Origin of the sequence: Paraburkholderia fungorum, assembly GCF_003610895.1 — a bacterium.
Taxonomy (GTDB): domain Bacteria; phylum Pseudomonadota; class Gammaproteobacteria; order Burkholderiales; family Burkholderiaceae; genus Paraburkholderia; species Paraburkholderia fungorum_B.
The window spans coordinates 67766-94473 of sequence record NZ_MCAS01000045.1; the positions used below are offsets into that span (position 1 = coordinate 67766).

25 protein-coding genes and 1 pseudogene are annotated in these 26708 nt (G+C 61.6%); 24 read left to right on the top strand and 2 right to left on the bottom strand.

Annotated features, from left to right (window positions below):
- Positions 1-19: 19 nt before the first annotated feature.
- Positions 20-727, bottom strand: coding sequence for a phosphate signaling complex protein PhoU (gene phoU, locus BCY88_RS31445; RefSeq protein ID WP_120348036.1), 708 nt, complete (start codon positions 725-727; stop codon positions 20-22).
- 281 nt (positions 728-1008) lie between these two features.
- Here phoU and BCY88_RS40535 point away from each other — a divergent pair, with 281 nt between their 5' ends.
- The 3 genes from BCY88_RS40535 to BCY88_RS40540 all read left to right on the top strand — a co-directional run bounded on the left by BCY88_RS40535 (position 1009) and on the right by BCY88_RS40540 (position 3664).
- Complete coding sequence (locus BCY88_RS40535) at positions 1009-1218, top strand: hypothetical protein (RefSeq protein ID WP_259461571.1); 210 nt, start codon at positions 1009-1011, stop codon at positions 1216-1218.
- A gap of 191 nt (positions 1219-1409) precedes the next feature.
- Positions 1410-3071, top strand: coding sequence for a Na/Pi cotransporter family protein (locus tag BCY88_RS31455; protein ID WP_120348037.1), 1662 nt, complete (start codon positions 1410-1412; stop codon positions 3069-3071).
- Between the two features lie 251 nt (positions 3072-3322).
- Positions 3323-3664: a GNAT family N-acetyltransferase gene (locus tag BCY88_RS40540; RefSeq protein WP_259461572.1), complete on the top strand. Its 342-nt coding sequence runs from the start codon at positions 3323-3325 to the stop codon at positions 3662-3664.
- 282 nt (positions 3665-3946) lie between these two features.
- On the opposite strand, the pseudogene BCY88_RS31465 reads toward BCY88_RS40540, so the two are convergent.
- Positions 3947-4354, bottom strand: a pseudogene (locus tag BCY88_RS31465) (chromate transporter); the annotation flags it as partial.
- Between the two features lie 132 nt (positions 4355-4486).
- On the opposite strand from BCY88_RS31465, the gene BCY88_RS31470 reads away from it, so the two are divergent.
- The 21 genes from BCY88_RS31470 (at position 4487) to BCY88_RS31575 (ending at position 26661) form a co-directional block, all read left to right on the top strand.
- Positions 4487-5158, top strand: coding sequence for an ArsR/SmtB family transcription factor (locus tag BCY88_RS31470; RefSeq protein ID WP_120348038.1), 672 nt, complete (start codon positions 4487-4489; stop codon positions 5156-5158).
- Positions 5159-5183: 25 nt separating this feature from the next.
- Entirely contained in the window at positions 5184-5921 is a 738-nt protein-coding gene (locus tag BCY88_RS31475; protein WP_120348039.1) for an MBL fold metallo-hydrolase, read from the top strand.
- A 3-nt stretch (positions 5922-5924) separates the two neighbouring features.
- Positions 5925-7178: an MFS transporter gene (locus tag BCY88_RS31480; protein ID WP_120348040.1), complete on the top strand. Its 1254-nt coding sequence runs from the start codon at positions 5925-5927 to the stop codon at positions 7176-7178.
- A 236-nt stretch (positions 7179-7414) separates the two neighbouring features.
- Positions 7415-7759 (top strand): hypothetical protein, encoded by a 345-nt coding sequence (locus BCY88_RS31485; protein WP_120348041.1) that lies wholly within the window; start codon positions 7415-7417, stop codon positions 7757-7759.
- A gap of 81 nt (positions 7760-7840) precedes the next feature.
- The gene (locus BCY88_RS31490) at positions 7841-8656 is read left to right on the top strand and encodes a creatininase family protein (RefSeq protein WP_120348042.1); all 816 of its coding nucleotides are present in this window, start codon (positions 7841-7843) and stop codon (positions 8654-8656) included.
- A 60-nt stretch (positions 8657-8716) separates the two neighbouring features.
- Positions 8717-9892 (top strand): YncE family protein, encoded by a 1176-nt coding sequence (locus BCY88_RS31495; RefSeq protein WP_120348043.1) that lies wholly within the window; start codon positions 8717-8719, stop codon positions 9890-9892.
- A gap of 553 nt (positions 9893-10445) precedes the next feature.
- Entirely contained in the window at positions 10446-10808 is a 363-nt protein-coding gene (locus BCY88_RS31500; protein ID WP_120348044.1) for a hypothetical protein, read from the top strand.
- Positions 10809-10897: 89 nt separating this feature from the next.
- On the top strand, positions 10898-12193 hold the full coding sequence (locus tag BCY88_RS31505) for a TolC family protein (protein WP_120348045.1): 1296 nt from the start codon (positions 10898-10900) through the stop codon (positions 12191-12193).
- 11 nt (positions 12194-12204) lie between these two features.
- Complete coding sequence (locus BCY88_RS31510; RefSeq protein ID WP_120348046.1) at positions 12205-13752, top strand: efflux RND transporter periplasmic adaptor subunit; 1548 nt, start codon at positions 12205-12207, stop codon at positions 13750-13752.
- The gene (locus BCY88_RS31515; protein ID WP_120348047.1) at positions 13749-16955 is read left to right on the top strand and encodes an efflux RND transporter permease subunit; all 3207 of its coding nucleotides are present in this window, start codon (positions 13749-13751) and stop codon (positions 16953-16955) included. Before BCY88_RS31510 ends, BCY88_RS31515 begins: the two co-directional genes overlap by 4 nt.
- Positions 16952-17308: a copper-binding protein gene (locus BCY88_RS31520; RefSeq protein WP_120348048.1), complete on the top strand. Its 357-nt coding sequence runs from the start codon at positions 16952-16954 to the stop codon at positions 17306-17308. The genes BCY88_RS31515 and BCY88_RS31520 overlap by 4 nt, the downstream gene beginning before the upstream one ends.
- 89 nt (positions 17309-17397) lie before the next feature.
- Entirely contained in the window at positions 17398-19257 is a 1860-nt protein-coding gene (gene dsbD / locus BCY88_RS31525; RefSeq protein ID WP_120348049.1) for a protein-disulfide reductase DsbD, read from the top strand.
- A gap of 624 nt (positions 19258-19881) precedes the next feature.
- Complete coding sequence (locus tag BCY88_RS31535; protein ID WP_120348051.1) at positions 19882-20205, top strand: hypothetical protein; 324 nt, start codon at positions 19882-19884, stop codon at positions 20203-20205.
- A gap of 50 nt (positions 20206-20255) precedes the next feature.
- A complete protein-coding gene (locus tag BCY88_RS31540; protein ID WP_120348239.1) occupies positions 20256-20459 on the top strand; it encodes a DUF2933 domain-containing protein in 204 nt (67 codons plus the stop codon).
- Between the two features lie 331 nt (positions 20460-20790).
- The gene (locus tag BCY88_RS40545) at positions 20791-21342 is read left to right on the top strand and encodes a PCYCGC domain-containing protein (protein ID WP_259461573.1); all 552 of its coding nucleotides are present in this window, start codon (positions 20791-20793) and stop codon (positions 21340-21342) included.
- A gap of 61 nt (positions 21343-21403) precedes the next feature.
- Positions 21404-21721, top strand: a complete 318-nt coding sequence (locus tag BCY88_RS31550; protein ID WP_120348052.1) for a P-II family nitrogen regulator — start codon at positions 21404-21406, stop codon at positions 21719-21721.
- A gap of 85 nt (positions 21722-21806) precedes the next feature.
- Positions 21807-23435: a multicopper oxidase family protein gene (locus BCY88_RS31555; RefSeq protein ID WP_120348053.1), complete on the top strand. Its 1629-nt coding sequence runs from the start codon at positions 21807-21809 to the stop codon at positions 23433-23435.
- Positions 23436-23514: 79 nt separating this feature from the next.
- Entirely contained in the window at positions 23515-23826 is a 312-nt protein-coding gene (locus tag BCY88_RS31560; protein WP_120348054.1) for a high-potential iron-sulfur protein, read from the top strand.
- 261 nt (positions 23827-24087) lie between these two features.
- Positions 24088-24735 (top strand): thiol:disulfide interchange protein DsbA/DsbL, encoded by a 648-nt coding sequence (locus BCY88_RS31565; protein WP_120348055.1) that lies wholly within the window; start codon positions 24088-24090, stop codon positions 24733-24735.
- Between the two features lie 293 nt (positions 24736-25028).
- A complete protein-coding gene (locus BCY88_RS31570; protein ID WP_120348056.1) occupies positions 25029-25553 on the top strand; it encodes a TlpA disulfide reductase family protein in 525 nt (174 codons plus the stop codon).
- A 442-nt stretch (positions 25554-25995) separates the two neighbouring features.
- Positions 25996-26661 carry a c-type cytochrome gene (locus BCY88_RS31575; RefSeq protein WP_120348057.1) on the top strand — a complete coding sequence of 222 codons (666 nt, stop codon included), beginning with the start codon at positions 25996-25998 and terminating at the stop codon, positions 26659-26661.
- Positions 26662-26708: the final 47 nt, after the last annotated feature.

A 26708-nucleotide genomic window follows, 5' to 3' on the forward strand; every position in this document is an offset into this window, starting at 1 on the left:
AGCCTCCGCTGTCCGGTGCTCAATGATTCAGGGCTTCGCGCTCAAGCCGCTCGCGCGACACATGGCGCACATCCGTGCCCTTGACGACATAGATGGCGAGTTCTGCCAGATTCTTCGCGTGATCCCCGATCCGTTCGATGGCCGATGCAATGAACAGGTAGTCGAGCGCAGAAGCGATGGTGCGTGGATTCCCGGCCATATACGCTGGCAGTTTGCGCACAAAAGCGCGGTACCGGTCATCGATCGCCTCGTCCTCGCGCATGATCCCGGCTGCCGCAACCATATCGAGTCGGGCAAATGCGGCGAGCGCGTGATGGAGGATGGATGCCGCCATCTGGCCGGATGACTGGATCTCGGTGATGTTTATGTCCCTGCCCACACCGTCCATCGCGATTCGCCGCGTGCGCTTCGCGATCTTGCGTGCCTCATCGCCGGCACGCTCGAGATTGGTAGTGCCTTTCGAGATGGCCATCACTCGACGCAGGTCGGAAGCGGTCGGCTGGCGCCGCGCGATGATGTTGCCGCACTCGGCATCGATCTCGACTTCCATTGCATTGAGTCGATGCTCCTGATCTACCACCTTCTCCACCAGATCCATGTCGAAGCGGCCAAGCGCATGCATTGCATCGGTCAGTTGTGATTCGACCAGTCCGCCCATCTCGAAAAATCTCGACGACAGGTGATCAAGGTCAGTGTCGAATCTGCTGGAAATGTGCTTGTCTGACATTGAAAACTCTCCTTGCCAGAAAGAGGATAAACTGTTTGTACGGTTTGTCCAATCTGCGCAAAACCATGAAACCACAGGCCACCAGGAAGAGAAGCGGCAAAGGACGGTCCATGCGCACGGCAACAGGCGCCATCGAGGTACCTGCGGACAGGGAGTCGGTTAGCACGACGAAGCCTCGACGTTCGTCGACGAATGGGGCGGCCCGGAAGGTAGCGCCCGTTGAAGCGCCGCCTACGCGCGTCGCCCGGGACCGCAAGGAGGAGGTAAAGCGGGAAAAGGTCGTGCGAGACACCTTCACGATGCCGAGGGCAGACTACGAAAAGATCGCGGTGCTCAAACAGCGATGTCTCGACGCGGGCGTAGCCGTAAAAAAGAGCGAACTCCTGCGTGCGGCGCTGCTTCTGCTGGCGTCTGAACCGACGAAAGGGCTGCTCGCGACCATCGCGGCGCTCGAGCTGGTCAAGACCGGCCGGCCACCCAGATCGAAGTAGAAGCCGGGCACGAGGCCTGAGGGTCGCGCTGTATGGCGGCCAAAGCCGGGGACTTGTGTCAGGAGAGCGGGCTGTCCGGGTTCCGGGGTCCAGCCTGACGTTCGGGCGCCGTGCGACCTTGCAGGCAAGGCGCGACACACCCGCACGAAGAGTCACATGACCTCGCCGTCCGGCACGGAGGGCTCTGAATCATGACATTGACGTTCACGCTGATCGATCTGGCTGGGTCGGTTGCGCTGCTGCTGTGGGGTACCCACATGGTGCAGACCGGCATCCAGCGCGCGTTTGGTGCCAGCCTCCGCACACTGCTCGGTCGGGCCCTGCATGGGCGACTGGGCGCCTTCCTGGCCGGCATGGGCGTCACTGCGGTATTGCAGAGCAGTACGGCGACGGGACTCATGACGGCCGGCTTCGCTGCAGGGGGCCTGGTTGACCTGGTTCCCGCGCTCGCCATCATGCTCGGCGCGAATGTCGGCACGACACTGATCGTGCAGGTGCTGTCGTTCGATGTCGCCGCGGCCTCACCGGCGCTGATCCTCGTTGGCGTGCTGATGTTCCGCAAGGCGTCGACCACGCGGGCACACGATCTGGGCCGCGTGCTGATTGGCCTGGGCCTGGTGCTGCTTGCACTGCACCAGCTACTCGGGCTGATGACGGACTACGAGGATGCGCCCAGCCTGCGCATGCTGCTGGGTGCCGCATCCACAGTGCCGGTGGTCGATGTGCTGCTGGCAGCGGGTCTGACCTGGGCTGCGCATTCGAGCGTAGCGATCGTCCTGCTCATCATGTCGCTGTGTGCGCAGAATGTGGTCCCGCCCGACGCCGCGTTCGCGCTGGTGCTGGGTGCGAATCTCGGCACTGCAATCAACCCGCTGGTGGAAGGGGCCACCGCAGGCGACCCGACGTCGAAGCGCTTGCCGGTGGGCAATCTGCTTTCGCGGGCCGTGGGCGTCGTGATGGTCCTCGCCGCGCTCGGGCCACTTGGCCGGCTCATGGTCACGCTTGAACCAGACAACGCCCGGGTGGTGGCCGATTTTCACACGCTGTTCAACCTGGTGCTGGCCTGCCTGTTCCTGCCGGTGCTGTCTCCTTACGCGCGACTGTTAGGCCGGTTGCTGCCTCAGCGCGCAAATCCCGCCGACCCGTCGCGGCCGCTGTATCTCGATCCGGCCGCACGCCAGATTCCGATGGTTGCACTTGGCAATGCGGCGCGTGAAGCCCTGCGGCTGGCCGACGTGCTCGGCGAGATGCTCGCGGGTGCCCGCGCGGCGCTGGTAGAGGGCGACCGGAAACTGATTGCGGAAACCCGCCGGCACGATGACGTGCTGGACAGCCTAAATACAGCGATCAAGACGTACCTGACATCGCTCGATTCGGAACAGCTTGCCGACAACGACCATCGGCGGTTGCACGAGATCCTGACCTTCGTGATCAACATCGAGCAGGCGGGCGACGTGGTGGATCTGAACCTGCTCCCGCACACTACCAAGCGCGTGAAGCGCGGACTCGCGTTCTCGAAGGAAGGGGAAGCGGACCTACTGGCCATGATGGACCGGCTGATGGCCAATCTGCGTACAGCTGCGTCGCTGTTCATGACGGAGGATCCACGCACCGCACACATGCTGGCCGACGAAAAGGTGGCTTTCAGGGAAGCGGAGTCTGCTGCAACGGCTTCGCATTTTGAGCGGCTGCGCGCCGGTCGCATCGACAGCGCCCAGACCAGCGCACTGCACCTCGATCTGCTTCGTGATCTGAAGCTCATCAATTCGCATATTGTGGCCGCAGCCGCGTACCCGGTCCTCGAGCGCACGGGCGCGCTGCTGCCAAGCCGCATTGCCGCGAACGAGATGTAGTCGCGAAAAAGAGCGCTGACACCGCGAGGCAAGCCATTTTTCAGCGGAACCCCCCGCACTCATGGGCGGCTATAGTGCGGGAAGACGTATTGTCGATGACTTGTTCACGTCATAACCCTGTGCCGCGGTGGCCATACCGGGTAGGCTGCTATGGTGTTTCATTTTTCCCGTTACCCGACGGGAAACGTTCAGAACGCTCGAAGCCGCATGGGTCAGTAACCATCAAGTCAAGTGCGAGCGAGGATGCAGCCATGAAGATAAGAACGGCCAACGCCGGTGACCTGAGCGAAATCCAAAAGCTTCTACTTGCCAGTGGCTTATTAGTGGGAGACGTTTCGGCATCGCTTATCAAGGGATTTCTGGTCGCAGAAGATGCGAGCGGATCTGTCATCGGCAGCATCGGACTTGAGCGACTCGGCTCCAGTGTGCTGTTGAGATCGCTCGCTGTCGCGTCACAAGTGCGCCGAACGGGCATCGCACGGGAACTGGTCGTGCGGCTCGAAGACAAGATGCGCTCGTGCGGCCAACTGGATATCTGGCTACTGACAACGACTGCGGAGCATTTTTTGAACGAGCCGGCTATGAGCGGGTAACCCGGATCGACGTGCCAGGCGAAGTGCAGCTATCTAGGCAATTCGCCGTCCTGTGTCCTTCGACGGCCATCTGCATGCGAAAGCATGCTTCTCCCGATGCAGCACTCTTAGTCCATCGTCGGAGGGCCGCTATCCAACTGATTTCTGCTGTTCGACTTCAGCTTGCAAACGGCTCTTGGCCGACAGCCGTCTTTTCCGGGTACGGATCCATGGGAGTGACACTTTTATTTCGCGTCCTGCAGACCTTTGTTCCATAAGGCTTGGTGACTGTCGGTACGCCGCGACAGCGCGAAGTGCCAATTCTATTGGCGCAACGGTGACACTTTTAATGCGGTCTACGGGAAAAGCGCTGCCCCACCTTGACATGCCAAACGCAAACATGATCAGCGCGATCGCCGATGGCAGCGTGAATCCAGCCCAGGCGGCGAGCGCGCCTGGGAATCCGGCGCGCGATAACCCGAGCGCCACCCCAACCTGACTGCTGGCTGGGCCGGGTAGGAACTGGCACAACGCAACCAGATCCGCATAGCTACGTTCGCTGAGCCAGCGTCGGCGCGTGACAAATTCGGTTCGGAAGTAGCCCAGGTGCGCGATGGGGCCGCCAAAGGAGGTCAGTCCCAGGCGCAAAAAGACCAGAAATACCGTCCAGGCCCGCTCGTGAGCGACGGTCTCGATTTCGTTTGCTGACATGCATTGCGCGACCGGGTGGAAACAGGCAGGATAATAATCGCATTTCGATATCGAAATGCGATTATTAACGATCGCTAGTGGACCTCTACGATAATTCTCTCCATACATTCTTATATTCGCTAGAATGTACGAATGAATAAACGATCGATCAAGGACCGCCTGTACGAACAGGTCGCCCGCATCGGCAAGGCCGTCTCGAGTCCGAAGCGACTTGAGTTGCTGGAATTGCTCGCACAAGGTGAAAAGACGGTGGAGGTGCTGGCGGACGAATTGTCTGCCGACATCAGGCTCACCAGCGCTCACCTGAAGGCGCTCAAGGATGCCCGTCTGGTCGCTTCCCGACGGGACGGCAAGTACATGGTGTATCGACTGAGCGGCAAGGACGTCGCCGCCTTGTGGGTGGTCTTGCGGGAAGTGGCCGAGGAGCACCTGCTGGAACTGCGCGCGGCACTGGCACAGATGGTGGCCGATCCGGGCCGGCTCGCCTCGGTCGGGCGGGAGGCGTTGCTGGAGCGGGCACGCCATGGCGAAGTGATCGTCATCGACGTGCGTCCGGCAGCGGAATATCAGGCGGCGCACCTGCCCTTCGCCCGGTCGATGCCGCTGGCCGAGCTTGAACAGCGTCTGGCGGAGCTGCCCGCCGACAAGGAGATCGTCGCGTACTGCCGCGGTCCGTTCTGTCTGCTGTCCGATGAGGCCGTGACGCTGCTGGCGTCGCGGGGATACCGGGTGAGCAAGATGCTGGACGGTGTGAGCGAGTGGCAGGCTGCGGGCCTTCCGCTCCAGGTCGCATGCGACGAATGAAGCGGATATCAGTGAGGACAGGATCATGTTTTTCAGACAGCTGGCAACCCGGGAATCATCCCTCTCTTACTTCCTCGGCTGTGGTGGTCACGGTAAAGGGATGGCCGTTGATGTCGTCGCCGGCGACGAAGCCTGGTTCATCGACGAGGCGAAAAAAGCCAACGTCACGATCACCCATGTCATCGACACCCATGTTCACGCGGACCATTATTCCGGCGGGCGCGCACTGGCCCAGACGGTTGGCGCACCGTATTGCCTGCATGAGTCGAACCAGTCTCAGGTGAAGTACGACTTCGAGCCCCTGCGTGACGGCCAGGTGCTCGATATCGGGAACGTCAGGATCACCGTGGTCCACACGCCGGGCCATAGCCCCGACAGTGTTTGCCTGCTGGTGACCGACATGCGGCGCGGTGAGGCGCCCTGGTTCGTGATCACCGGCGACACGCTGTTCGTCGGTGCGACCGGACGTCCCGATCTGGCCGGCCGCGAACGTGAAATGGCCGGCGTGCTGTATGAGAGCCTGCATAGCAGGCTGCTGTCGCTGCCCGATGACATCGAAATTTTTCCCGGCCATCAGGCGGGTAGCGTCTGCGGTGCGGGTCTGTTCGGCAAACCGTCATCGACTTTGGGTTTCGAAAAGCTCTGGAATCCCGCGCTGTCGATGGATAAGGCCGCCTTCATTGACCACGTGACGGCGGAAATTCCGCCGCGTCCCGCCGACATGGAGGCGATGGTGCGCTTCAACCTGGGACTGGCGGCCTGACGCATGCACGCGGCACCCGTTCGGCTCGGACTGCGCGAGAACCTCGGTCAGTTCTCGCTACTGCTGCTCGTCAACGCTTTCGTGGGCGCCATGGTGGGGCAGGAGCGCAGCATCCTGCCCGCCATTGCCGGGCAGGAGTTTCACATCGCGGCCAAGGCCGCGATTCTCTCGTTCATTGTGGTCTTCGGCATTACGAAGGCGCTGACCAACTATTTCGCCGGACGTCTTTCCGACCGTTTCGGCCGCAAGCAGGTGCTGGTGGCCGGCTGGCTGGTCGCGATCCCGGTGCCGTTCGCGCTGATGTGGGCGCCCGACTGGAACTGGGTGGTCGCGGCCAACGTGCTGCTGGGCGTGAGCCAGGGGCTGACGTGGTCGACCACCGTCATCATGAAGATCGATCTGGTTGGGCCCAGGCAGCGCGGTCTCGCGATGGGTCTCAACGAGTTTTCCGGCTACTTCGCGGTGGCCGGCAGTGCACTGGCCACCGGCTGGATCGCGGCGCACTTCGGGCTCAGACCTGAGCCTTTTTATCTTGGCGTCGTCTACGTGGCGGCCGGACTCCTGCTGTCTATGCTCGTCGTTCGTGAAACCCGTGGGCACGTGACGCAGGAACTGCGGGCACATGCTCCGGCTGCGGCGAGCGAAAGTGCCCTCACGCAAGTCGAGATCTTCCGCCGCACCTCGCTCACCGACCGCAATCTATCCAGCGTGAGCCAGGCAGGCCTGGTCAACAATTTGAACGACGGCATGGCGTGGGGACTGTTTCCACTGGTCTTTGCCGCAGCGGGCATGACACTGTCGCAAATTGGCGGGCTGGCCGCGATCTATCCGGCGGTCTGGGGTATCACGCAGATTTTCACCGGCGCGCTGTCCGACCGGATTGGCCGCAAATGGCTGATCGTGTGCGGGATGTGGCTCCAGGCCATCGGTATTGCCGTCACTGTGCTAACGGGGCATTTCGCTGCCTTCGCGACCGGCGCCGTGTTGCTCGGCATCGGCACCGCGATGGTGTATCCGACGCTGCTGGCCGCCATCGGTGATGTGGCTCACCCCAGCTGGCGCGCGTCCGCGGTCGGCGTCTACCGACTCTGGCGTGATCTCGGCTATGCAATCGGCGCGCTACTGGCCGGCCTCACCGCCGACCTGTTCGGCCTGGCCGCAGCCATGTGGCTGGTCGCGGGACTGACCTTCGTGTCGGGCGTCGTCGCCGCAGTGCGGATGAGTGAGACCCGATGGTTGGGGAGTGCCGCGAAATGATCGCCATGTTTTATGAACGACCACCTGCGCAAGAGGCGACGTTCATGCGAGTATCCCGCGCGACGTCATCGGTTTTCAGGCAGCGCATCGCGCTCGCCCTCCTGAATTAAGGCACTGTGCCTGATGGTCGCATTTGCCGGCATCGGTACTACATTGGCCGCGTTCGCCGACAGGGGGAAAGCCTGCGATTCAACGGCCGGCGGCTGTTGCGGCGACAGGTCTCGCCAGATTGAGGCATGGCACGACTGGACAGACCTCCGCCGGGAGCGATCGTTGATGACCAGGCAGCACCGGTGTTTCACCGCATCCGCGAACACAAGAATGGGACCGAGCAGAATCGTATTCCGGGACTGCGCAATGAGCAGCGGCTACCCGGCTCCGACGAGGCCTTCAGGGTCGCCACGATGAGCGGTAAGCACCTGAAGAATCCCGCATTCCTCGGCGGACCGACGTTGGGTGTGCTGGCACTGACCTGTCAAGACAATCGCATCTGGGTTCGGGCTGTCGTTGCCGACCGTCGTGAGAATAACCCGTCAAGGTCAATGATGAGCGCAAAGCGCCGGCAAAATCTGGCAGCATAGTGCCCGTCCGAAGGACCGCGCAACGCGGCGTCTCAATGGACTTACATTGCAGCCAGTTTGCAGCACGTGCCCGGAATCCTCATGCGCCCAACACTACGAAAAGCCTTCGTTACCTTCATTTTTCTGACTGCCTCACATGCCGTCTTCGCACAAACACTGAAGACCGTATTCCTCGATGACCTGACGTGGACCGAACTGCGTGATCAGATTCAGGCCGGCAAGACGACCATCCTCGTTCCCATTGGCGGCACCGAGCAAAGCGGTCCGTATGTCGCACTAGGCAAGCACAATGCGCGCGTGAAGGTGCTGTCGCAGCGCATTGCTGAAGAACTCGGCAATGCGCTGGTCGCGCCGGTCATCGCCTACGTGCCGGAGGGCGGCTACGCACCACCGACCTCGCACATGCGTTTCCCCGGCACCACCACGGTGCCGGACGATGTGTTCGAAAAAACGCTGGAATCCATCGCGAACAGCTTCAGGGTCCACGGTTTCAGGAACATTGTGTTTCTCGGCGATCACGGTGGCTATCAGAACGACATCCGGCGCGTGGTCGCGCAGTTGAACAAAGCCTGGACAGGCTCAGGCGCGCGCGCATTCGATCCGCCGGAATACTACGGCGCGAGCTCGGACGGTTTCGCACAGATGCTGCGTCAGCGCGGTTACAGCGAAAACGAGATCGGTACGCATGCCGGTCTCGCAGATACGTCGCTGCTGCTCGCGGTGGCACCCCAGATGGTGCGGCAGAGCGAATTGAAGAATGCGCCGAAACCCGGACCTGCCGATGGCGTCTATGGCGGGGACCCCCGCCGCTCGACTGCTGGACTCGGCGAGCCAGGCATCGAGGCTATCGTGTCGAAAACGGTCAGCGCCATCAGGAAAGACACCACGAACCGGTGACGGTCCCGGCAGGATCAGGTTCATCTTCCTCCATCATTTCACTGAATAACGGAACTCATCATGTACTCACTTTCCGGTCGCTTCTTCTCGCGACTCGCGCCGTCTGCCGGTGTTGCGCTGGCCGGTTTGTCCATCGCGGCTTGCGTACTGGCAGCCCCGACTCCCGATACCGTCGCGGGCATGCCTGCGGTGGTGAACGCCAGTAACCTCTACAGTGAAGCGGGCGCTGGTCATTTCAGTCCGGCGGTCAAGGATGCATTGCCGCGGATTTATGTGCCCAATCTGCGTTCCAATGACGTCTACGTGATCGATCCGGCCACGTTTAAGGTGGTGGACCGGTTTCACGTCGGCTACAGCCCGCAGCACGTCGTCCCGTCGTGGGATCTCAAGACGCTGTGGGTGGCCAACAATGCCGAGGGCCGACCGGACGGCAGTCTGACACCGATCGATCCGAAGACCGGGAAGCCCGGCAAGGAGGTGATGGTCGACGATCCGTACAACATGTATTTCACGCCGGATGGCAAGGAAGCCATTGTGGTGGCTGAAGCGCATGCACGACTGGATTTTCGCGATGCTCACACAATGGCACTCAGATCGAGCCTGTCCGTACCGGAGTGCAGGGGGATCAATCACGCCGACTTCTCGATTGATGGCAAGTATGTTCTCTTCACCTGCGAGTTCGGCGGGAAGCTGGCGAAGATCGATCTGGTCAATCGCAAGGTAGTCGGCTACCTTCAACTCGACAAGAAGGGCATGCCACAGGATATCCGCGTTTCACCGGACGGCAAGGTGTTTTACGTCGCCGACATGATGGCTGATGGCGTGTTCGTGGTCGACGGCGACAACTTCACGAAAACCGGATTCATTTCGACCGGTGTTGGCACGCACGGACTCTACCCGAGCCGCGATGGCACGAAACTGTATGTTGCGAATCGTGGTTCAAATAAGGTTCACGGGCCGCGCCTTGGCAAGGGTAGTGTGTCGGTGATCGATTTCGCGACACGCAAGGTGATCGCGACCTGGCACGTTCCGGGCGGCGGTAGTCCCGATATGGGCAATGTCAGCGCAGACGGAAAAACGCTGTGGCTGTCAGGCCGGTTCGATGATGTGGTGTACTCAATTGATACAACGACCGGCGCCATGAAGTCCTTGCCGGTCGGCATGGAGCCACACGGCCTCACGGTCTGGCCGCAACCTGGCCGCTACTCCCTGGGCCACACGGGCAACATGCGCTGACCTGCGCCGATGGGTCGCACGGCACGTCCGTGCGACTGCCCTCCCAAGACTGGTGTGCCGAAGGGTACGCTTTCTGTTGCGGGACCATGCAGGCGACTGTTCGTGTTCTGAATCGGGTAGGGTGATGGCTTCGGAAAGGTCTTCATCGTGGCCATTGGGGATGTTGGTTTGGGTGAACTGTTTATCGATTACCGGCTGGCGGCGACGATCCGGGTGACGAAGAAGTTCAAAAGCAGTATGCCCGCGGTTGCGGAACCGCAACCTGTCGCGAGACGATGCTCCAAGCTGCCGCGTAAGTGCATTACACAAAGACGCAGGAGTGCATTGCCCCGAGACACATGAGCGTAATACCCGAGGACGCAGGCGTGTGCGGCGCAATTTGACCTGAACGCGCGAGCGTCGATCTGGTTAGACGTCAGGCTGACGCGGCATCACAATGTCGACACGGTGCCTCGCCGGGAAAGCAAGCTTCCACCTTTTTCCATGCCGGGAGGGCGCAATCGGGTAGGCGTTGCTACAAACTGGCCATATTTTTCACGCTATAATCGCCGCCATGAAATTCCTCCGGACAATGTTCCTGCTGCTGCTCTGCGTCGCGCTACCCGTCAGTGGGCTGGCAGCGAGCGGGCTGACGGGCGCGTGTCCGATGCAGATGAGCATGGACGCGGGTGAAAGCAGCGCAATGTCGTCGGACATGTCCGGCTGCGAAAACATGAAATCTTCACCGGTCGGGAAAACCAAAGGTTTTTCCTGCAAGGTGTCGGCGCAATGCCAGATCGGCAGCCTCTATCACCCGGTCTCCAGCACCGAGGTGACCCATCCCGCCGGGCGCTCCAGCCCCGTCGTTTTCCACTACGTACAGTCGTTGCCCGTCCGTGAGCCGGGCGGTTTCTGGCGACCGCCCCGCGCGATCTAACCCCCTTGCAAGTTCACCGCGTACGCGGTGAGGTCGTCCTGCGTCCAGGACGTGATTCCGTATGGGATTCGACCGTTTGGGGTTAGAACATGTCTTTAACATTCGGCACGCCGTCGTTACGGCGTGCAACGGTGCACGCGCGCACGCTTTTCGCGTTGCTAGCCTTTGCGAGTGCGGCAGCGCACGCCCAGCAGGCAGCACTCACACTTGATGCCGCATTGCAAGCCGCGACGGACCGCTCCGCTGCGATGCAGGCCGCCCAGTCATCGGTGCGGGCCAGCTCGGAGGCGGTGATCAGTGCCGGCCAGTTGCCGGATCCGATGCTCAAGGCGGGCGTCGACAATCTGCCGGTGAACGGACCGCAACGGTTCACCATCGGCCAGGATTTCATGACGATGCGCCGTATCGGCATCGAGCAGGAATGGGTTTCGCCTGAAAAGCGCCGGCTGCGGTCGGCGCTGGCCAACGAGGTCGTCGATCGCGAGCGCTCGGGCTATCTCACGCAATTCACCAACACGCGTCAGCAGACCGCGACCGCGTGGCTGAACGCTGCCTACGCCAAGAAAACGGTGTCGTTGCAGCAGGAGCTGGTCATGCACATGACGCATGAGCTTACGGCCACGCAGGCCTCCTATCGGGGCGCAAAAGCGTCGGCGGCCGACGTCACGCAAGCCCAGCTCATGCTTGCGCAGACGCAGGACCAGTTGCTCAAGTCGCAGCAGACATTGCAAACCGCACTGATTGCGCTGTCGCGATGGACTGCCGCACCGGTCACTGACGTAGCGGGCGAGCCGCCAGCGCCCCAGTCGTTCGTGACTTCACTGCCGCCCGAGGAGCTGCAGCACGTGGAGCCGGCGCTCATTGCGGCAGCGGCAGAGATTGCCGTCGCTGATGCCGACACCGCCGTCGCGAACAGCAACCGCAGCCCCAACTGGACGTGGGAAGTCTCATACCAGCAGCGCGGCGGGGCCTACTCGAACATGGTGTCGGTTGGTGTCAGCATCCCGCTGCCCATCCATCGCGAGAACTACCAGGACCGGGACGCGGCTGAAAAAGCGGAGCTTGGGACCAAGGCACGCCTGATGTATGAGGACAGCCAGCGGCAGATCGAAGCGGATGTGCGGACGCTGTCGGCCACACTGGCTAACGGGCGCGAGCGCATCGCCAGTCTCAATCAGGCCCTGCTGCCGGCGGCAGACCAGCGCGTGCAACTGGCAACGGCGGCGTACAAGGCCGGCACGGGCTCGCTCGCCGACACATTTGCTGCCCGACGTGGGCAACTCGACGCGCAATTGCAGGTGCTCGACCTCCAGCGTGACGTATCCCTGACCTGGGCGCAGCTGGAATACCAGGTCGTGCCCGCCACGATGTCCGCCGCTCAGTGAAGGAGAAACCTATGGAAAAGAAACAACTGGTGCGCGCGGTTCTGGCTGTGTTTGCCGCTGCCGTGCTCGTGGGTGCAGGTTATGTAGCAGGCACGCATCGCGAGGAGATGGGTGGCGCAAGCGCTGTCGCGGCAACCCCCTCCAGCGACAAAATTGATCCGAAGACGGGTCGCAAGGTGCTGTACTGGCACGACCCGATGGTGCCGAACCAGCACTTCGACAAGCCGGGCAAATCGCCTTTCATGAACATGCAGCTCGAGCCGGTCTATGCGGATGAAGGTGGGTCGAGCGGCATCAGGATTGACGCAGGGCTGCAGCAGAATCTGGGCATTCGATACGCAACGGTACGGCGGCAGGACACGGCAGAAAGTTTCGACGCGGTGGGTACGACGCAGTTCGATGAGTCGATGGCCGACGTCGTCCAGTCGCGGGTGACGGGCTACATCGACCGCCTTTATACGAGCGCCCCGATGCAGCGCGTGACGAAGGGCACGCCCATTGCGTCGCTCTTCGTTCCCGACTGGCTGGCGCCGCAGGAGGAATATCTGGCGCTGAAGCGTGGCGGCATGGACGACAGCATGCTGGCCGCTTCCCGCACGCGCATGCGGGCAATGTCGATTCCGGAGGGCGTCATTGCCAGTCTCGACCGGACCGGCAACGCACAGACACACGTCACGCTGTCCGCGCCCGAAACCGGCGTGCTGACCGAACTCAATGTGCGCGATGGCGCGATGGTGTCGCCCGGCCAGACGCTGGCCAAGGTATCCGGGCTGAGCAGACTATGGCTCATCGTCGAAGTGCCCGAGGCGCTGGCCCTTCAGGTGCGGCCCGGGATGACTGTCGACGCGGTGTTTGCGGGTGACCCGACGCAGCACTTCACGGGCCACATTCGCGAAATCCTGCCCGGCATCAGCACGAACAGCCGCACGCTGCAGGCGCGTCTGGAAATCGACAATGCCGGGATGAAGCTGACGCCGGGGATGCTGATGCGCGCGCGTATCGGTGCCGCGAAGCCTGTGTCGCGATTGCTGGTTCCGTCCGAAGCAGTCATCACGACGGGCAAGCGCTCGATCGTCATTGTGAAGAACAGCGACGGGCGGCTGCAACCCGTTGAGGTCACGGTCGGCAACGATACCGGCGACAACACGGAAGTGACAGGCGGATTGACGGAAGGCCAGCAGGTCGTCGCGTCGGGCCAGTTCCTGATCGACTCCGAAGCCAGCCTGAAGTCGGTGCTGCCGAAGCTGGAAGGCGCCGTTGCGCCTGGCGCCGCAGCGTCTGCAACGTCCGCAGTGGTGCCCGCCTCTGGCGCTGCTGCCGCCGCTGCCCAGACCTACGAGACAACCGGCAAGGTTGAAAAGGTCACACCTGGTGACATCACGTTCTCGCACCAACCGGTGCCGGCACTGGGCTGGGGTGCGATGACGATGACCTTCGGCAAGCCATCGCCAACCGCCTTCCCGGACATCAAGGCTGGCGAGGCCGTGCATTTTGTCTTCAGGCAGTCGGATGACGGATACCTGCTGACGAAGGTCGAGCCAGTCGGAGGTGTCAAATGATTGCCCGCCTGATTCGCTGGTCGATCCACAACCGGTTTCTGGTCCTGCTCGCGACACTGCTCGTCACTGCCTGGGGCGTGTATTCATTGAAGGAAACACCGCTCGATGCGCTGCCCGATCTGTCGGACACGCAGGTCATCATCAAGGCGTCGTATCCCGGCAAGGCGCCGCAGGTCATCGAGGATCAGGTGACCTATCCGCTCACGACGACGCTGCTCGGCGTGCCGGGCGCGAAGACCATCCGCGCGTACTCGTCGTTCGGCGATGCGTTCGTCTACGTGCTGTTCGACGACAAGACCGACCAGTACTGGGCACGTTCGCGCGTGCTCGAATACCTGAATCAGGTACAGAGCCGTCTGCCGCAGGGCGCGACCGTTTCGCTTGGACCGGACGCCACGGGTGTCGGCTGGGTCTACGAGTATGCGCTGGTGGATCGTACCGGCAAGCACGATCTCGGGCAGCTTCGCGCGCTGAACGACTGGTTCCTGAAGTTCGAACTGAAGTCAGTGCCGGACGTCTCAGAGGTCGCGAGCATCGGCGGCATGGTGCGGCAATACCAGGTTGTCCTCGACCCGGACAAGCTGCGGGCCTACAACCTGACGCAGGCCACCGTCGCGGACGCGCTTGGCAAGGCGAACCAGGAATCAGGCGGTTCCGTGGTGGAACTGGCCGAATCCGAGTACATGGTCAGGTCGTCCGGGTATCTCCGGTCACTGGATGACTTCCGTAACATCGTGCTGCGTACCAACGACACGGGCACGCCGGTGCTGCTGGGGGACGTCGCGCGCATCCAGATCGGGCCAGAGATGCGCCGCGGCATCGCCGAGCTGAATGGGGAAGGTGAGGTCGCGGGTGGCGTGATCGTGATGCGCTCAGGCAAGAATGCGCTGACGACCATTGATGCGGTGAAGGCGAAACTGGCTGACCTGAAGCGGTCATTGCCGGCCGGTGTTGAAGTCGTGACGACCTACGACCGCTCGCAGCTTATCGAACGCGCGGTCGACAACCTCAAGGACAAGTTAATCGAGGAGTTCATCATCGTCGGGCTCGTGTGCGCGGTGTTCCTGTTCCACCTGCGCAGTGCTTTCGTCGCGATCCTGTCGCTGCCGTTGGGTGTGCTGGCTGCGTTCATCGTGATGCGCTACCAGGGCGTCAATGCGAACCTGATGTCGCTGGGAGGCATTGCGATTGCGATCGGCGCGATGATTGACGCGGCCATTGTGATGATTGAGAACGCCCACAAGCATCTCGAGGCGTACGACCACGACCATCCGGACGAACCGATCACGACGGCACAGCGCTGGGAGCTCATCGCAACTTCGGCGGCGGAGGTGGGGCCGGCACTGTTCTTCTCACTGCTCATCATCACGCTGTCTTTCATCCCGGTGTTTTCGCTCGAGGGGCAGGAAGGGAAGCTCTTTGCGCCACTCGCCTTCACCAAGACCTACACGATTGCCGCTGCGGCCGGTCTGTCGGTAACGTTGGTGCCGGTGCTGATGGGCTACCTGATCCGCGGCCGGATTCCGCACGAGAACGCCAATCCGATCAACCGTGTGCTGATCAGGCTCTACCGTCCGCTGCTCGAAGCGACGCTGCGCCGGCCGTGGGTTGCCATTGGTCTGGCGGTCGTCGCGCTCGCCGTCACGCTGATTCCCGTGTCGCGGCTCGGCGGTGAGTTCATGCCGCCGCTCGACGAGGGCGACCTGCTCTACATGCCCACTGCGCTACCGGGTATCTCGGCAGACAAGGCGGCCGAACTGTTGCAGCAGACGGACCGCCTGATCAAGACGGTGCCGGAAGTGGCCACCGTATTCGGCAAGTCGGGCCGCGCGGATACGGCGACCGATCCTGCGCCGTTCGAGATGTTCGAGACCACCATCCAGTTCAAGCCACGCAGTGAATGGCGCCCAGGCATGACACCGGAGAAGCTCGTCGATGAGCTCGATGCGCGGGTGAAAATCCCAGGCCTGTCGAATGTCTGGGTGCCGCCGATCCGCAACCGGCTGGACATGCTGTCGACCGGCATCAAGACACCCGTGGGGGTCAAGATTTCTGGCGCGGATCTCGGGCAGATCGACAGGATTGCGACGCAGGTCGAGGCGGCGGTGAAGAACGTTCCCGGCGTCACGTCGGCGCTCGCGGAACGGCTGAACGGCGGGCACTACATCGATGTTGACATTGACCGGCTGGCGGCGGCCCGCTACGGCATGTCGGTGGCCGACATCCAGTCGGTCGTGTCGTCGGCGGTCGGCGGCGACAACGTCGGCGAGGTCATCGCGGGGCGCGAGCGTTTCCCGATCAATATCCGGTATCCGCGATCGTTCCGGGACTCGGTCGACACGCTGCGTCAGTTGCCGATCGTGACCGATCGGGGCGCGCAGATCACGCTGGGCGACGTAGCGGCCATCAGGATCTCGGATGGGCCGCCGATGATCCGTAGTGAAAACGCGCGGCTGTCTGGTTATGTCTACGTGGACATTCGCGATACGGACCTGGAATCGGCAGTGAAGGCGATGCAGCAGGCCGTTTCTCAGAACGTCGTATTGCCGCCGGGCTATTCGATTGCCTGGTCCGGCCAGTTCGAGTACCTCGAACGCGCGGCAGCCACGTTGCGCACCGTGATTCCGGTCACGCTCGTGGTCATCTTTGTGCTGCTCTTCCTGACCTTCAACTCGGCGGCTGACGCGCTGCTGCTGATGTCGACCGTACCGTTCGCGCTGGTCGGCGGCTTCTGGCTGATCTGGATTCTCGGTCACGCCGTATCTGTCGCAACGGCGGTGGGATTCATCGCGCTCTCCGGGGTCGCTGCCGAGTTCGGGGTCGTGATGCTGCTGTACCTGAAGGGGGCGCTCAACAGCCGGCTCGAGCAAGGCGCGCCGTTCACGGAGGCGACACTCATTGACGCCATTCGTGAAGGCGCCGTGCTGCGCGTCAGACCGAAGGCGATGACGGTCGCTGTGGTGCTGGCGGGTCTGATTCCAATCATGCTAGGCCACGGGTCGGGATCCGAGGTGATGAAGCGCATCGCCGCGCCGATGGTGGGCGGCATGGTGACCGCACCGCTCCTGTCGATGCTCATCATTCCGGCCGCGTGGTTCCTGCTGCAACGCCGGCGCGTTATCCGTACCAAGAAAGCGTCACAACCTCATGCAGTACCTGTTGGCACATCCGTGCCGCAAACCCTCCCTGGAGAAAACCAATGAAGAAGTTGATTATCGTATCCGCCGTATTCTGTACCGCGAGTGCATTTGCCGGTGCCGCACTGGCAGCCGACGATATGGGCGGCATGAAAGTAAAAACCGGTGCAATGGATGCGGGCAAGTCCGCAGACACCACACTCACTGACGCGGTAGTCAGGAAGGTGGATCCGTCGACCGGCATGGTGACGCTGCAGCACGGTGACCTGAAGAACATCGGCATGTCGGCGATGACGATGGCATACAAGGCCAAGGACGCGTCGATGGTCAAAAGGGCCAAGGAAGGCGAGAAGGTCAAGGTCCGCGTTGAAAGCGTCAATGGCACACTGACCATCGTGAAACTGGAAAAACAGCAGTGATGGGGCGCTGACACCAGCACCCCAGGTCCGTCCGGTAACGACGGGTCTGGGGTCGCGTTTTCGCTCACGTCTTGCGCAGGAGACCTGCCATGCGAATGACATCATCCAGCACACGCTGCGGCACCCGCTGTCTCGCGGAAACGCTGAACCGGGCGTTGCGCATGGTGTTCGCCTTTCTGCTTGTGCTCGCTCCCTTCACCGCACATGCAGTGAACGAGTCCGATCTGCTGTCACCCCGTGATGCCTTCCCATTGAAGGTCAGCCTCAGCGGGCAGCAGCAGGTGACGCTCGATTTCGGTACAAAACCGGGGTACTACCTGTATCGCGACCGCTTCAGCTTCGCTGTGGATGGTGTGCCCGTGAAGCCGGCCGGGATGCCGGCGTCAGAATCGAAGAATGATCCAACTTTCGGCGTGGTGCAGGTCTATCACCGGCCGGTACAACTACAACTGCACCTTCCTCACGTCATTGCATCGAACATCGTGCTTTCCGTCACGTCGCAGGGCTGTGCGGACCTGGGCGTGTGTTATCCGCCGCTGATCCGAACCTACCGGATCGCGGCCGACGGGACCGTCACCGCCATCGTGCAGGACGGAACCGCCACCGCAACGACAGGCCCGGGTGAATCCACGGTTGCCAGCGAAAATCGGTGGTTCACGGCTTTCGGTCTGAATCTGCGGTCGGCGAATGGTCCTGGTGTACCGGAATTACTCGGCTTCGTTCTGGCCGGCCTGTTGATGGCAGCCACGATGTGCATGTATCCGCTGATCCCGATCGTGACGCGCATCGTCGTAGGTGGTGAGAGTGCAGGGAAGCCGTGGCGGGGGTTCGTGCTGACCATGGCCTATGTGCAGGGGCTGGCCATGACCTACGCGCTTGCGGGCACGATCGCGGCGCTGCTCGGCATCCCGCTCGTAATGCTCACACAGACGCCGTGGGTGCTGGCCAGTTTCGGATTGCTGATGGTGGTTTTCGCGTTGGGCATGTTCGGCGTATTCCGCTTGCAGTTGCCTGGCAGCTGGCAAACGCAGTTTGCCGGGTGGAGCGGCTGGTTACCTGGCGGACGGATCTGGTCGACGTTCCTGATGGGGGCGCTCTCCGCGCTCATCGTCGGTCCGTGTTCCACGCCTGCGCTGGCTGGTGCGCTGCTCTACATCGCCAATAGTCATGACGTTCTTTCGGGCATGCTCGATCTGTATGTGATGGGACTTGGAATGGGCCTTCCGCTGTTGCTCGTTGGCACCCTTGGCGCACGGATTCTGCCCAGGGCTGGCCGCTGGATGACGACGGTGCAGAACACGCTCGGTGTGATGCTGCTGGTAGCGGCATTGTGGTTTGTCTATTCGCTACTGCCTGGCTGGTTGCTGATGCTGCTGGTCGCGGCGTTGCTGACCGGTTGCGGGATGATGCTCCGGGCGACCGATCCGCTGGCACCAGACGCCACGGGTATACACCGCGTGGTCAAGGCGCTCGGTGTCCTGCTGGTGGCCGCCGGTATCGCAGAACTGCTGGGTATTGCGTCCGGAAACTACGACCTGCTTCAGCCGCTTCGAGGCGTGAGCGCGGCTTCGTCGGCGACGAAGGAAGCGTCGGCACAATTCGAACCGGTAAGATCGGTGGCCGAACTGGATCAGGCACTCGAGTCAGCACGTGGCCAGCCGGTGATGGTGGATTTCTATGCGGACTGGTGCATCACGTGCAAGGAACTCGAACGCTTCACGTTTTCCGACCCGCGCGTGTTGCATGAATTTGCTCACTGGAAACTGCTGAGAATTGATGTGACGGGGAACACAGCCGGCGATGGCGCGATGCTGCGCCGCTACCGACTGTTCGGGCCACCCGCGCTGATTTTCTATGACCGCAATGGTCATCAGCAGGTCGACGCGCAACTGGTGGGGTTTGTGAATGCTGACGCGTTCCTCGTGCACCTCAAACAATGGGACCGCTAGGTCAGCAAACTTCTGTGCAGGACATCGCTATACCGTGGCGATGTGTAGCCACAGCGCCTATACTGAAGCCATGAAATTCTGGACCCGATTCGTCGCCTGCTTTCTTGTTGCTTGGTTGCCGCTCGCCGGCTATGCCACGCAGGCGAGCGCGTGCCCGGAAATGTCATCGTCCGTGATGCAGCGACCAATGAGCGCCTCGCCCATGACCGGCACGGCGCCCGGTGCACAGACGGCTGCCGCGCATGCTGCCCGCGCGGCACTCGGATGCCATGCTCATCCCGGCAGTCTTTCGTGCGGTATGGCGGCTGCCCTCCCGGCCACACGCGTGATGCCCGACATCCCGTCATCGCCCGTGTACCGCGCAACGATTCCTCTTCTCGCCGAGCAGTTCATTCCTGAACCGCTTCAGCCTCCCCCCCGGACCCTGTAGTTCTCCATCGTCGAGTTCCGGCTGATTGCATGCCACGCAGTCGGCACACGTGCGCCACGCGTGCATCTGATCGCGAACTTGCATGCTCATCATCTACCACGCTTGCCGTGATGTCGGCCTTGTCCGCGCACGCAATCGGATAGACACATCCGTAAGACGCAATACGAACCAACGCACCGGGCCTGGAGAATGATATGAACGCGAAATTTCTACTTATCGTTCCGCTCTCGACGCTCCTGTTGAGCGCGAGCGCATTGAGCATGGCTGCTGTGGGAGGGGGAGGCAACACCGACGCGAAAGCGTCACCTGAAATGCACGCCAAGGGCGGCTCAGGGATGGACGGCATGATGGGGCGCGGCGGCAGGGGTGGCGACATGATGGGTACCTGTCCGATGATGGGCGCAGGCTCCGGCGTGGATCCGAAAACCTCCATGGAGATGCAAGGCGAAATGATGAAGGCGATGGGCGACATCATGCTCAAGTACGCCGACAGGCTGGAGACATCGCCGTCGAAGTGATGGGCGGCGTTCCGTTCCGGAGAACACACCATGTATCGGGGCAATTGTCGATGAAGCGCAACACGAAAGCGATAGTCGTGGCAGCGTCTGGTCTCGTGGCTCTGGTGGTTCTGGGGTACTGGGCGCTGCTTCAGTTCAGGGGATCCTGGCTTAACTTCATCGTCCTCGCCTGCCTGGTGATCTGCCCGCTGTCGATGCTGTTCATGATGCGTGGCAAGCGGCCGGATCGGAGCAAACCGGACCACCGGGACTGATCCGTCACGAAGTGCAGGTGGTGCCGCGTCTGCGCAGCGAACGTGCGTCATGGCGGAATGGCGCGCCAGTGCGGTGGCTGAAAAGAAGCAGGCAATGTTTGACTGATCGCGGATTCCAAACGTTCTGATTGCGATCTTCGCCGTCATCGGCATCATCTCGGTCCGCGAGATGGAGGGGATGGTTGCTGGGCACGTAAGGATAATGGGCGGAATGTGGTTCCGCAGCGCGGCCATGCATGTGAGGCCGTAACGTCGACGTACTGACTGGAGAGAGGCTTTAATGAAACATCGAGACCACAACAGGAAAACGGCGAGTCCGCACGGCAAGCCCGTGCCAGCAGGCTCGCCGGTAATCACGCCCATAACCACTCAACGGCCCGCTGGACGAAGATGGCGTCTGCTGGCGCTACTCTTTCTGGCGTTCGCCGTATTCCCCGCTATCTTCGCGTTATTGCCCCTGATTACGAGACAGCGGCTGCTCCGGCTTGCCACCTCGAAACCGGATCTGTCCACCGCACCCGCTAGCCAACCAGCGTGGCAGGTAGGTATGTTGCGCCCGGACGGATTGCGCATCATTCCGGGCGGACGATCGGACGCGTCTCACGTTCTCGATCCGGCTCAATTCTCCGACAAGGCCGTCAGGCACTCGTATTGGGTGGCGACGCAGATTCCGGCCGTGCTGAACAAGCTCTACTGCTGGTGTGGCTGCGAGAATCGCGGTGTGCACCGCTCTAATCTTCAATGCTTTGAAGACAAGATGGCGGTTGACTGCGCGGTATGCCAGGGTACCGCGGAAATTGCCTATCAGATGACGCAGAGTGGGGTTCGGGATGCCGGGAAAATTCAGGCAGCCGTCGATGCGAAATGGGCTCCGAAAGGGTGACCTAGGGCTTATCCAGGCAGTATGAATAACGCTTCATTCATCCACTACTCAGGAGGCGATCATGGAAATCAGATGCGTTGTCGCCATTGTCAGGTCCGACGTGCTGGAGATGCTTGAAAGACGGCTCGGCGCGATTCACATCCACGGTGTCACGGTCAGCAAGGTCAAGGGGTTCGGCAAACACCCAAACTACTTTTCCGATGACTGGACGACTGACCACATCAAGATCGAGATCTTTATGCAGGAGCCGAATGTCGATGCTCTTGTCAGGGAGATCACGGTCATCGCGCACGCAGGCGCGGGCGGGGAGGGAGTCGTTGCAGTGCTGCCGGTCGAAAGGTTCTTCCGTATCAGCACCTCGTCTGAAGCGGAGCCTTGAGCCGCAGCCCGGACCCGCTGTCACTGACGGACTGGGTAGAGTGTTCAATCACTGAGTCCGAAGCCCCACGAACACGGAGACCGATATGTTACGACTGGAGGATGCAACGCGACGTGCCTTTCTGCGCGAGTCCGCATTGTCATGTCTGGTCGCGGCCGGAGCGTCCGGGCTACTGATGCTGCGTCCCGCGCGAGCGCAACGTGGCGTCAGGAATCCGCAGTTCGTTCCGGACCTCGAGTTCCAGTTGCGCGCCATGGAAGACCACGTGCCGATCCTGCACGGACAGGCCACACGTGTCTGGCGTTACGACGGCAAGGTCGTGAAGGGCGATCCGGGCAGTCTCGGTTTCCTGTCGAACGGCTATCTGCCCGTGTTGCGTGTGCGGCGAGGGCAGAAATTGCGCATTGACCTCGTCAACGACTTGCCGGAACCGACCATCATCCACTGGCATGGCCTGTATGTGCCGTCGGGCATGGATGGGCATCCGCGCAATGCGATTTCCACCGGCCAGCACTACGTGTATGAGTTTGAGGTTCTCAACCGGGCAGGGACGTACTGGTTCCACGCGCACCCGGACGGTCGTACGGGGGCGCAGATCTACTTTGGCCAGGCCGGGCTCCTGATCGTCGCGGACGATCAGGAAGCGGCCCTCGGGTTGCCCAGCGGTCCTTACGATGTGCCGCTGATGATTCAGGACCGCGTGCTGGACGACCAGAACCAGTTCACGTACCTGGCCGACAGCGACGGTGGAATGATGGGGCGCGGGATGATGGGTGGTGGCGGGATGATGGGGCAGGGCATGATGGGTGGTGGGGGCATGGGGCAGATGATGGCGCGAATGATGGGTTTCCTGGGCGACCGGATTCTGGTTAACGGCAAGCCCGATTTTGCGTTGCCGGTGGCGACCCGCGCGTATCGCATGCGCCTGCTGAATGGCTCGAACTCCAGAATTTACAAGATAGCGTGGAGCGACCGGTCACCGCTCGCGGTCATTGGCACTGACGGCGGACTGCTGGACAGGCCGGTGATGCGTCCGTACATCACGTTGGCACCGGCGGAGCGCGTGGACATCTGGGTGGACTTTAGCCAGCGGCCGGTCGGAACGGAGCTCACGCTGCAAAGCCTGGCATTCGATGGCGCGATGGCGATGGGCGGCATGATGGGTAACGTGCCGCTACCGAACGGCGCGTCGTTCCCCATCCTGAAGATCAGGGTCGAACAGCGCGCGAATGCAAAGGTCGATCTGCCGAAGCGGCTCGCATCGCTACCGGCACCACTGCCCCATGACGCGGTCAATGCCCAACATCCGAAGGTGTTCAACATCACGATGGGCATGATGGTCTGGGGGATCAACGGGCGTCGCTTCGACATGGACAATGTGACGAAGACGGAGACCGTGAGGCGCAACAGCGCAGAACTCTGGGAATTCCGTAACGAGAAATCGATGATGCTGATGGCGCATTCGATGCACGTCCACGGCCTGCAGTTCCGTGTGCTCGGCCGTACTGTTCTGCCGGATTTTGTTTCTGCGCACCGCACCGTGGCAGCGGGACTGGTCGACACCGGATGGAAAGACACTGTGCTGCTGATGCCTGGCGAGCGCATCCAGTTGCTGCTCCGGTTCGAGCACTTTACGGGCATGTTTCTCTATCATTGTCACATGCTGGAGCACGAAGATTCCGGATTGATGCGCAACTATCTGATCGAGGCGTAGCGAGGGTGGGGCCTGCCATCCCGTACCGCGCTACGCGGTCGCGAAGCGCAAACAATGGAAGGTCATCTGGAGTGAAGCCATGAAATCGTCCCGCCGTAGCTTTATGTTCACCGTTGCAGGGGTTGCATCAGCGCTCGTCCTGCCGCGTGAAGCGTCAGCCGACGCGACCCCTGTTCTGGAGTCCGATACAAACGCGCAGGCGCTCGGGTACAGAACCGATGCAAGCAAGGTCGACCGCGCGAAGTACCCGAAATTTCAGGCGGGCCAGGCCTGCGCGAGTTGCCAGTTCTTCCAGGGAAAAGCCGGGGATGCCACTGCGCCCTGCACGATCTTCGCGGGCAAACTGGTGAACGCGAAAGGCTGGTGCAGCGCGTATGTAAAAAAAGCGTGAGAGGGTCAACATCAGGCCCCGTCTGGCCTCTCACTGTTGTGGTGACGGCATGGTCCCGCGATCAGGTCTCGATCACTGCGTGGCAACCAGCGAGTTGCGCGGTGCGGGACGTCGCCTGCGCGGTTCTGCCCCGTAGCGCGCCGCGCTGGCCTGCAGGATATCTTGATCGACGCTTCCCACCGTGGCGCCTTTAATTGGCATCTGGTGGTCCAGCAGGGCTGCTTCGGTAATGAGAGTCTCGACACTCAATACGGGTTCGACATGAAAAAAGCTCTTGGCGCGTTACTGGTTTCCTTCAGTTTCGTTGCTGGCGCGATGCAGTTCGCGCACGCGACACCCGCGGCTCCGCTCGCCGGCACCGATTACACCGTGCTGTCCGCGGTCCAGCCGGTCGATGTGCCGGCCGGCAAGATTCAGGTCACTGAATTCATGTGGGTCGGCTGCCCCCAGTGCGACGAGTTTGATCCGTATCTCGAAGCGTGGGTCAGGCAGCAAGAGCCGGACGTTGTCTTCAGGCGCGTCCCGGTGGCTTTCCGCGATGACTTCATTCCGCATTCGAAGATGCTGCCTGCACTCGACGCGATGGTTCTTGCCGACAAGCTGACGCCGGCGGTTTTCCACGAGATCCACGTCAACAGAAACTATCTGCTGACGCCGGACAGGCAGGCCGGCTTCCTCGCAACACCAGGCGTTGACAGGAAGACGGACCTCGACAAGGACCAATCGTTCCCAGTCGCCGGTGACCTGGAACGTGCAACCGTATTGATGAACAGTTACAAGGTCAACGGCGAACCGACGCTCGCCGTGCCGGGAAAGTACGTGACGGGCCCGGCGCAGACCGGCAGCCTGCCGGGTGTGGTGCAGGTACTTGACTGTCTGGTGCTGCAGGTGCGGGAGAAGAAGCTATGAGCCAGAGCCACGCGACCGTGTGTTGCGGACACTGGGGCGGCACGACCAGGCCAGGGCCCTGCGGGCAATGGCGAAGGCCAAGGCCAAGGCCAAGGCACCCTGAGATTTGATGGACCAGGTGTGTGGTGCAGTGATTCGGCGCCGGGGTCGGGACGGCTTCGCGCTACATCGCTGGCGGCTGGACAAGGAGATCGATAGCCGGGGTGGATGTTTTGCATCTGGTTGGTCGGTTCTGTTTCCCGGGATTTGAGGTCTGCAGCGCAGACCGGTATGTTGCTGATTGAGGCTTTACCATGGCAAACGTTCGCAGGTTCAGGTTTTCAGTTGGCGGGACGCTGGCGGCTCTCGTGATTGCCGTCCTTGCTGCGACGGCCTACATGACTTTCGGCAGAACAGAAACGGTTCCGGACGCGACGTTCACGTTGATGTCAGGTCAGAAGCTGACGACCGCGGAGCTGCGCGGCAAGGTGTATCTGGTCCATTTCTGGGCCACGAGTTGCGCAACCTGCATCAAGGAAATGCCGCAAATGATCCAGACCTACAACCGGTTCAGGGGCGAACATTTTGACTTCATCGCGGTGGCGATGAGCTACGACCCACCGCGATATGTCACCAACTACACCGAAGCCCATCATTTGCCATTCAGAGTCGTGATGGACACGGACGGCAGTCTTGCCCGGCAATTTCATAACGTGCAGCTCACCCCAACGACGTATGTGATCGACGGCAAAGGCAGAATCCTCAAGCGGATTCTTGGTGAGGCCGATTTTCACGAGCTGCACCGGATGATTGAAGACGCGCTCTCACAGTTGACGTAAAGGAGCTCAGTCACTGCATGAAGTTCGGTCACGTCATGCAGTGACTGGGGGACGAGCCTACTGACCGCACCGTGAACGCTGTATCGAGACCGATCGTTTGTTCGACACGGTGCGGGGACTTAGGTGCCGCAGCGCCATGTCTGCCTGGCTGAAACGTCCACATACAGAAGATCGGAGCAAGATCTGGACGCAGATTGCAAGGACAGGTCAAACGCTGTGAGCAGGATGTCAGTTACACCTGAGCCTACGGTTGGGCGGATCTGCCTGTCCGAACCGAAGGAAGGAGCGATAACATGATATGGCTACAGGCTACGATCCCCGCCGTGCTGTTTGGACGTGCGCCGGCGGTTCTGGCGGACGCCGCGGCGATTCGGTATGCCACTGCGCGGCTAAGCCCCCATCACGGTCAACGCTTGACCTCGTACACAACACGATCTGTGCGATGAACTGGCAACTTCACCGATGCGCGATCCTGGCCGCGCTTGCCTTTGCTGCGCCAGTTCACGGCGAAGGCGACCTCGTGCGCGGCGCGCAGGCCGCCCGCGCCTGCATGGAATGCCATTCGTTTGCGCCGGGGCGGCACATGACAGGACCGAGTCTGGCCGGCATATGGGGTCGCAACGCGGGTACAGCTGCCGGTTTCGCGCGCTATTCGGATGCGCTGAAACGATCCGGTCTGGTGTGGGACGAGCGGCACCTGGATGCGTGGCTCACGAACCCTGCGGCGGTGGTGCCAGGCAATGCGATGGACTTTCCGGGCATTAACGACGCGCGCACCCGGGCCGATCTGCTTGCTTACCTCAAGGCGGTTTCCAGCGGTCGCGTGTCCGCGCCCGATCAGCGCCTGCCGAACCTGAAGGAGGCGGACGAGGCTTCGCAGGTCATTGCGATCCGCTACTGCGGAGATACTTACCGCCTCACCACGGCGGATGGGAAGGCCCACGCCTTCTGGGAGTTCAACCTGCGATTCAAAACAGACGGCAGTGCTGAGGGTCCGTCCGCCGGCAAGCCTGTGGTTCTCGGTACCGGCATGCGTGGCGATCGCGCCGCAGTGGTCTTTTCGCGCCCCGAGGAAATCTCGGGGTTCATCCGGAGACAGTGCGCATGAACAACGAGACTCCTCGCCACTCCGAGGCGCCAACGCATTCCGGGGAG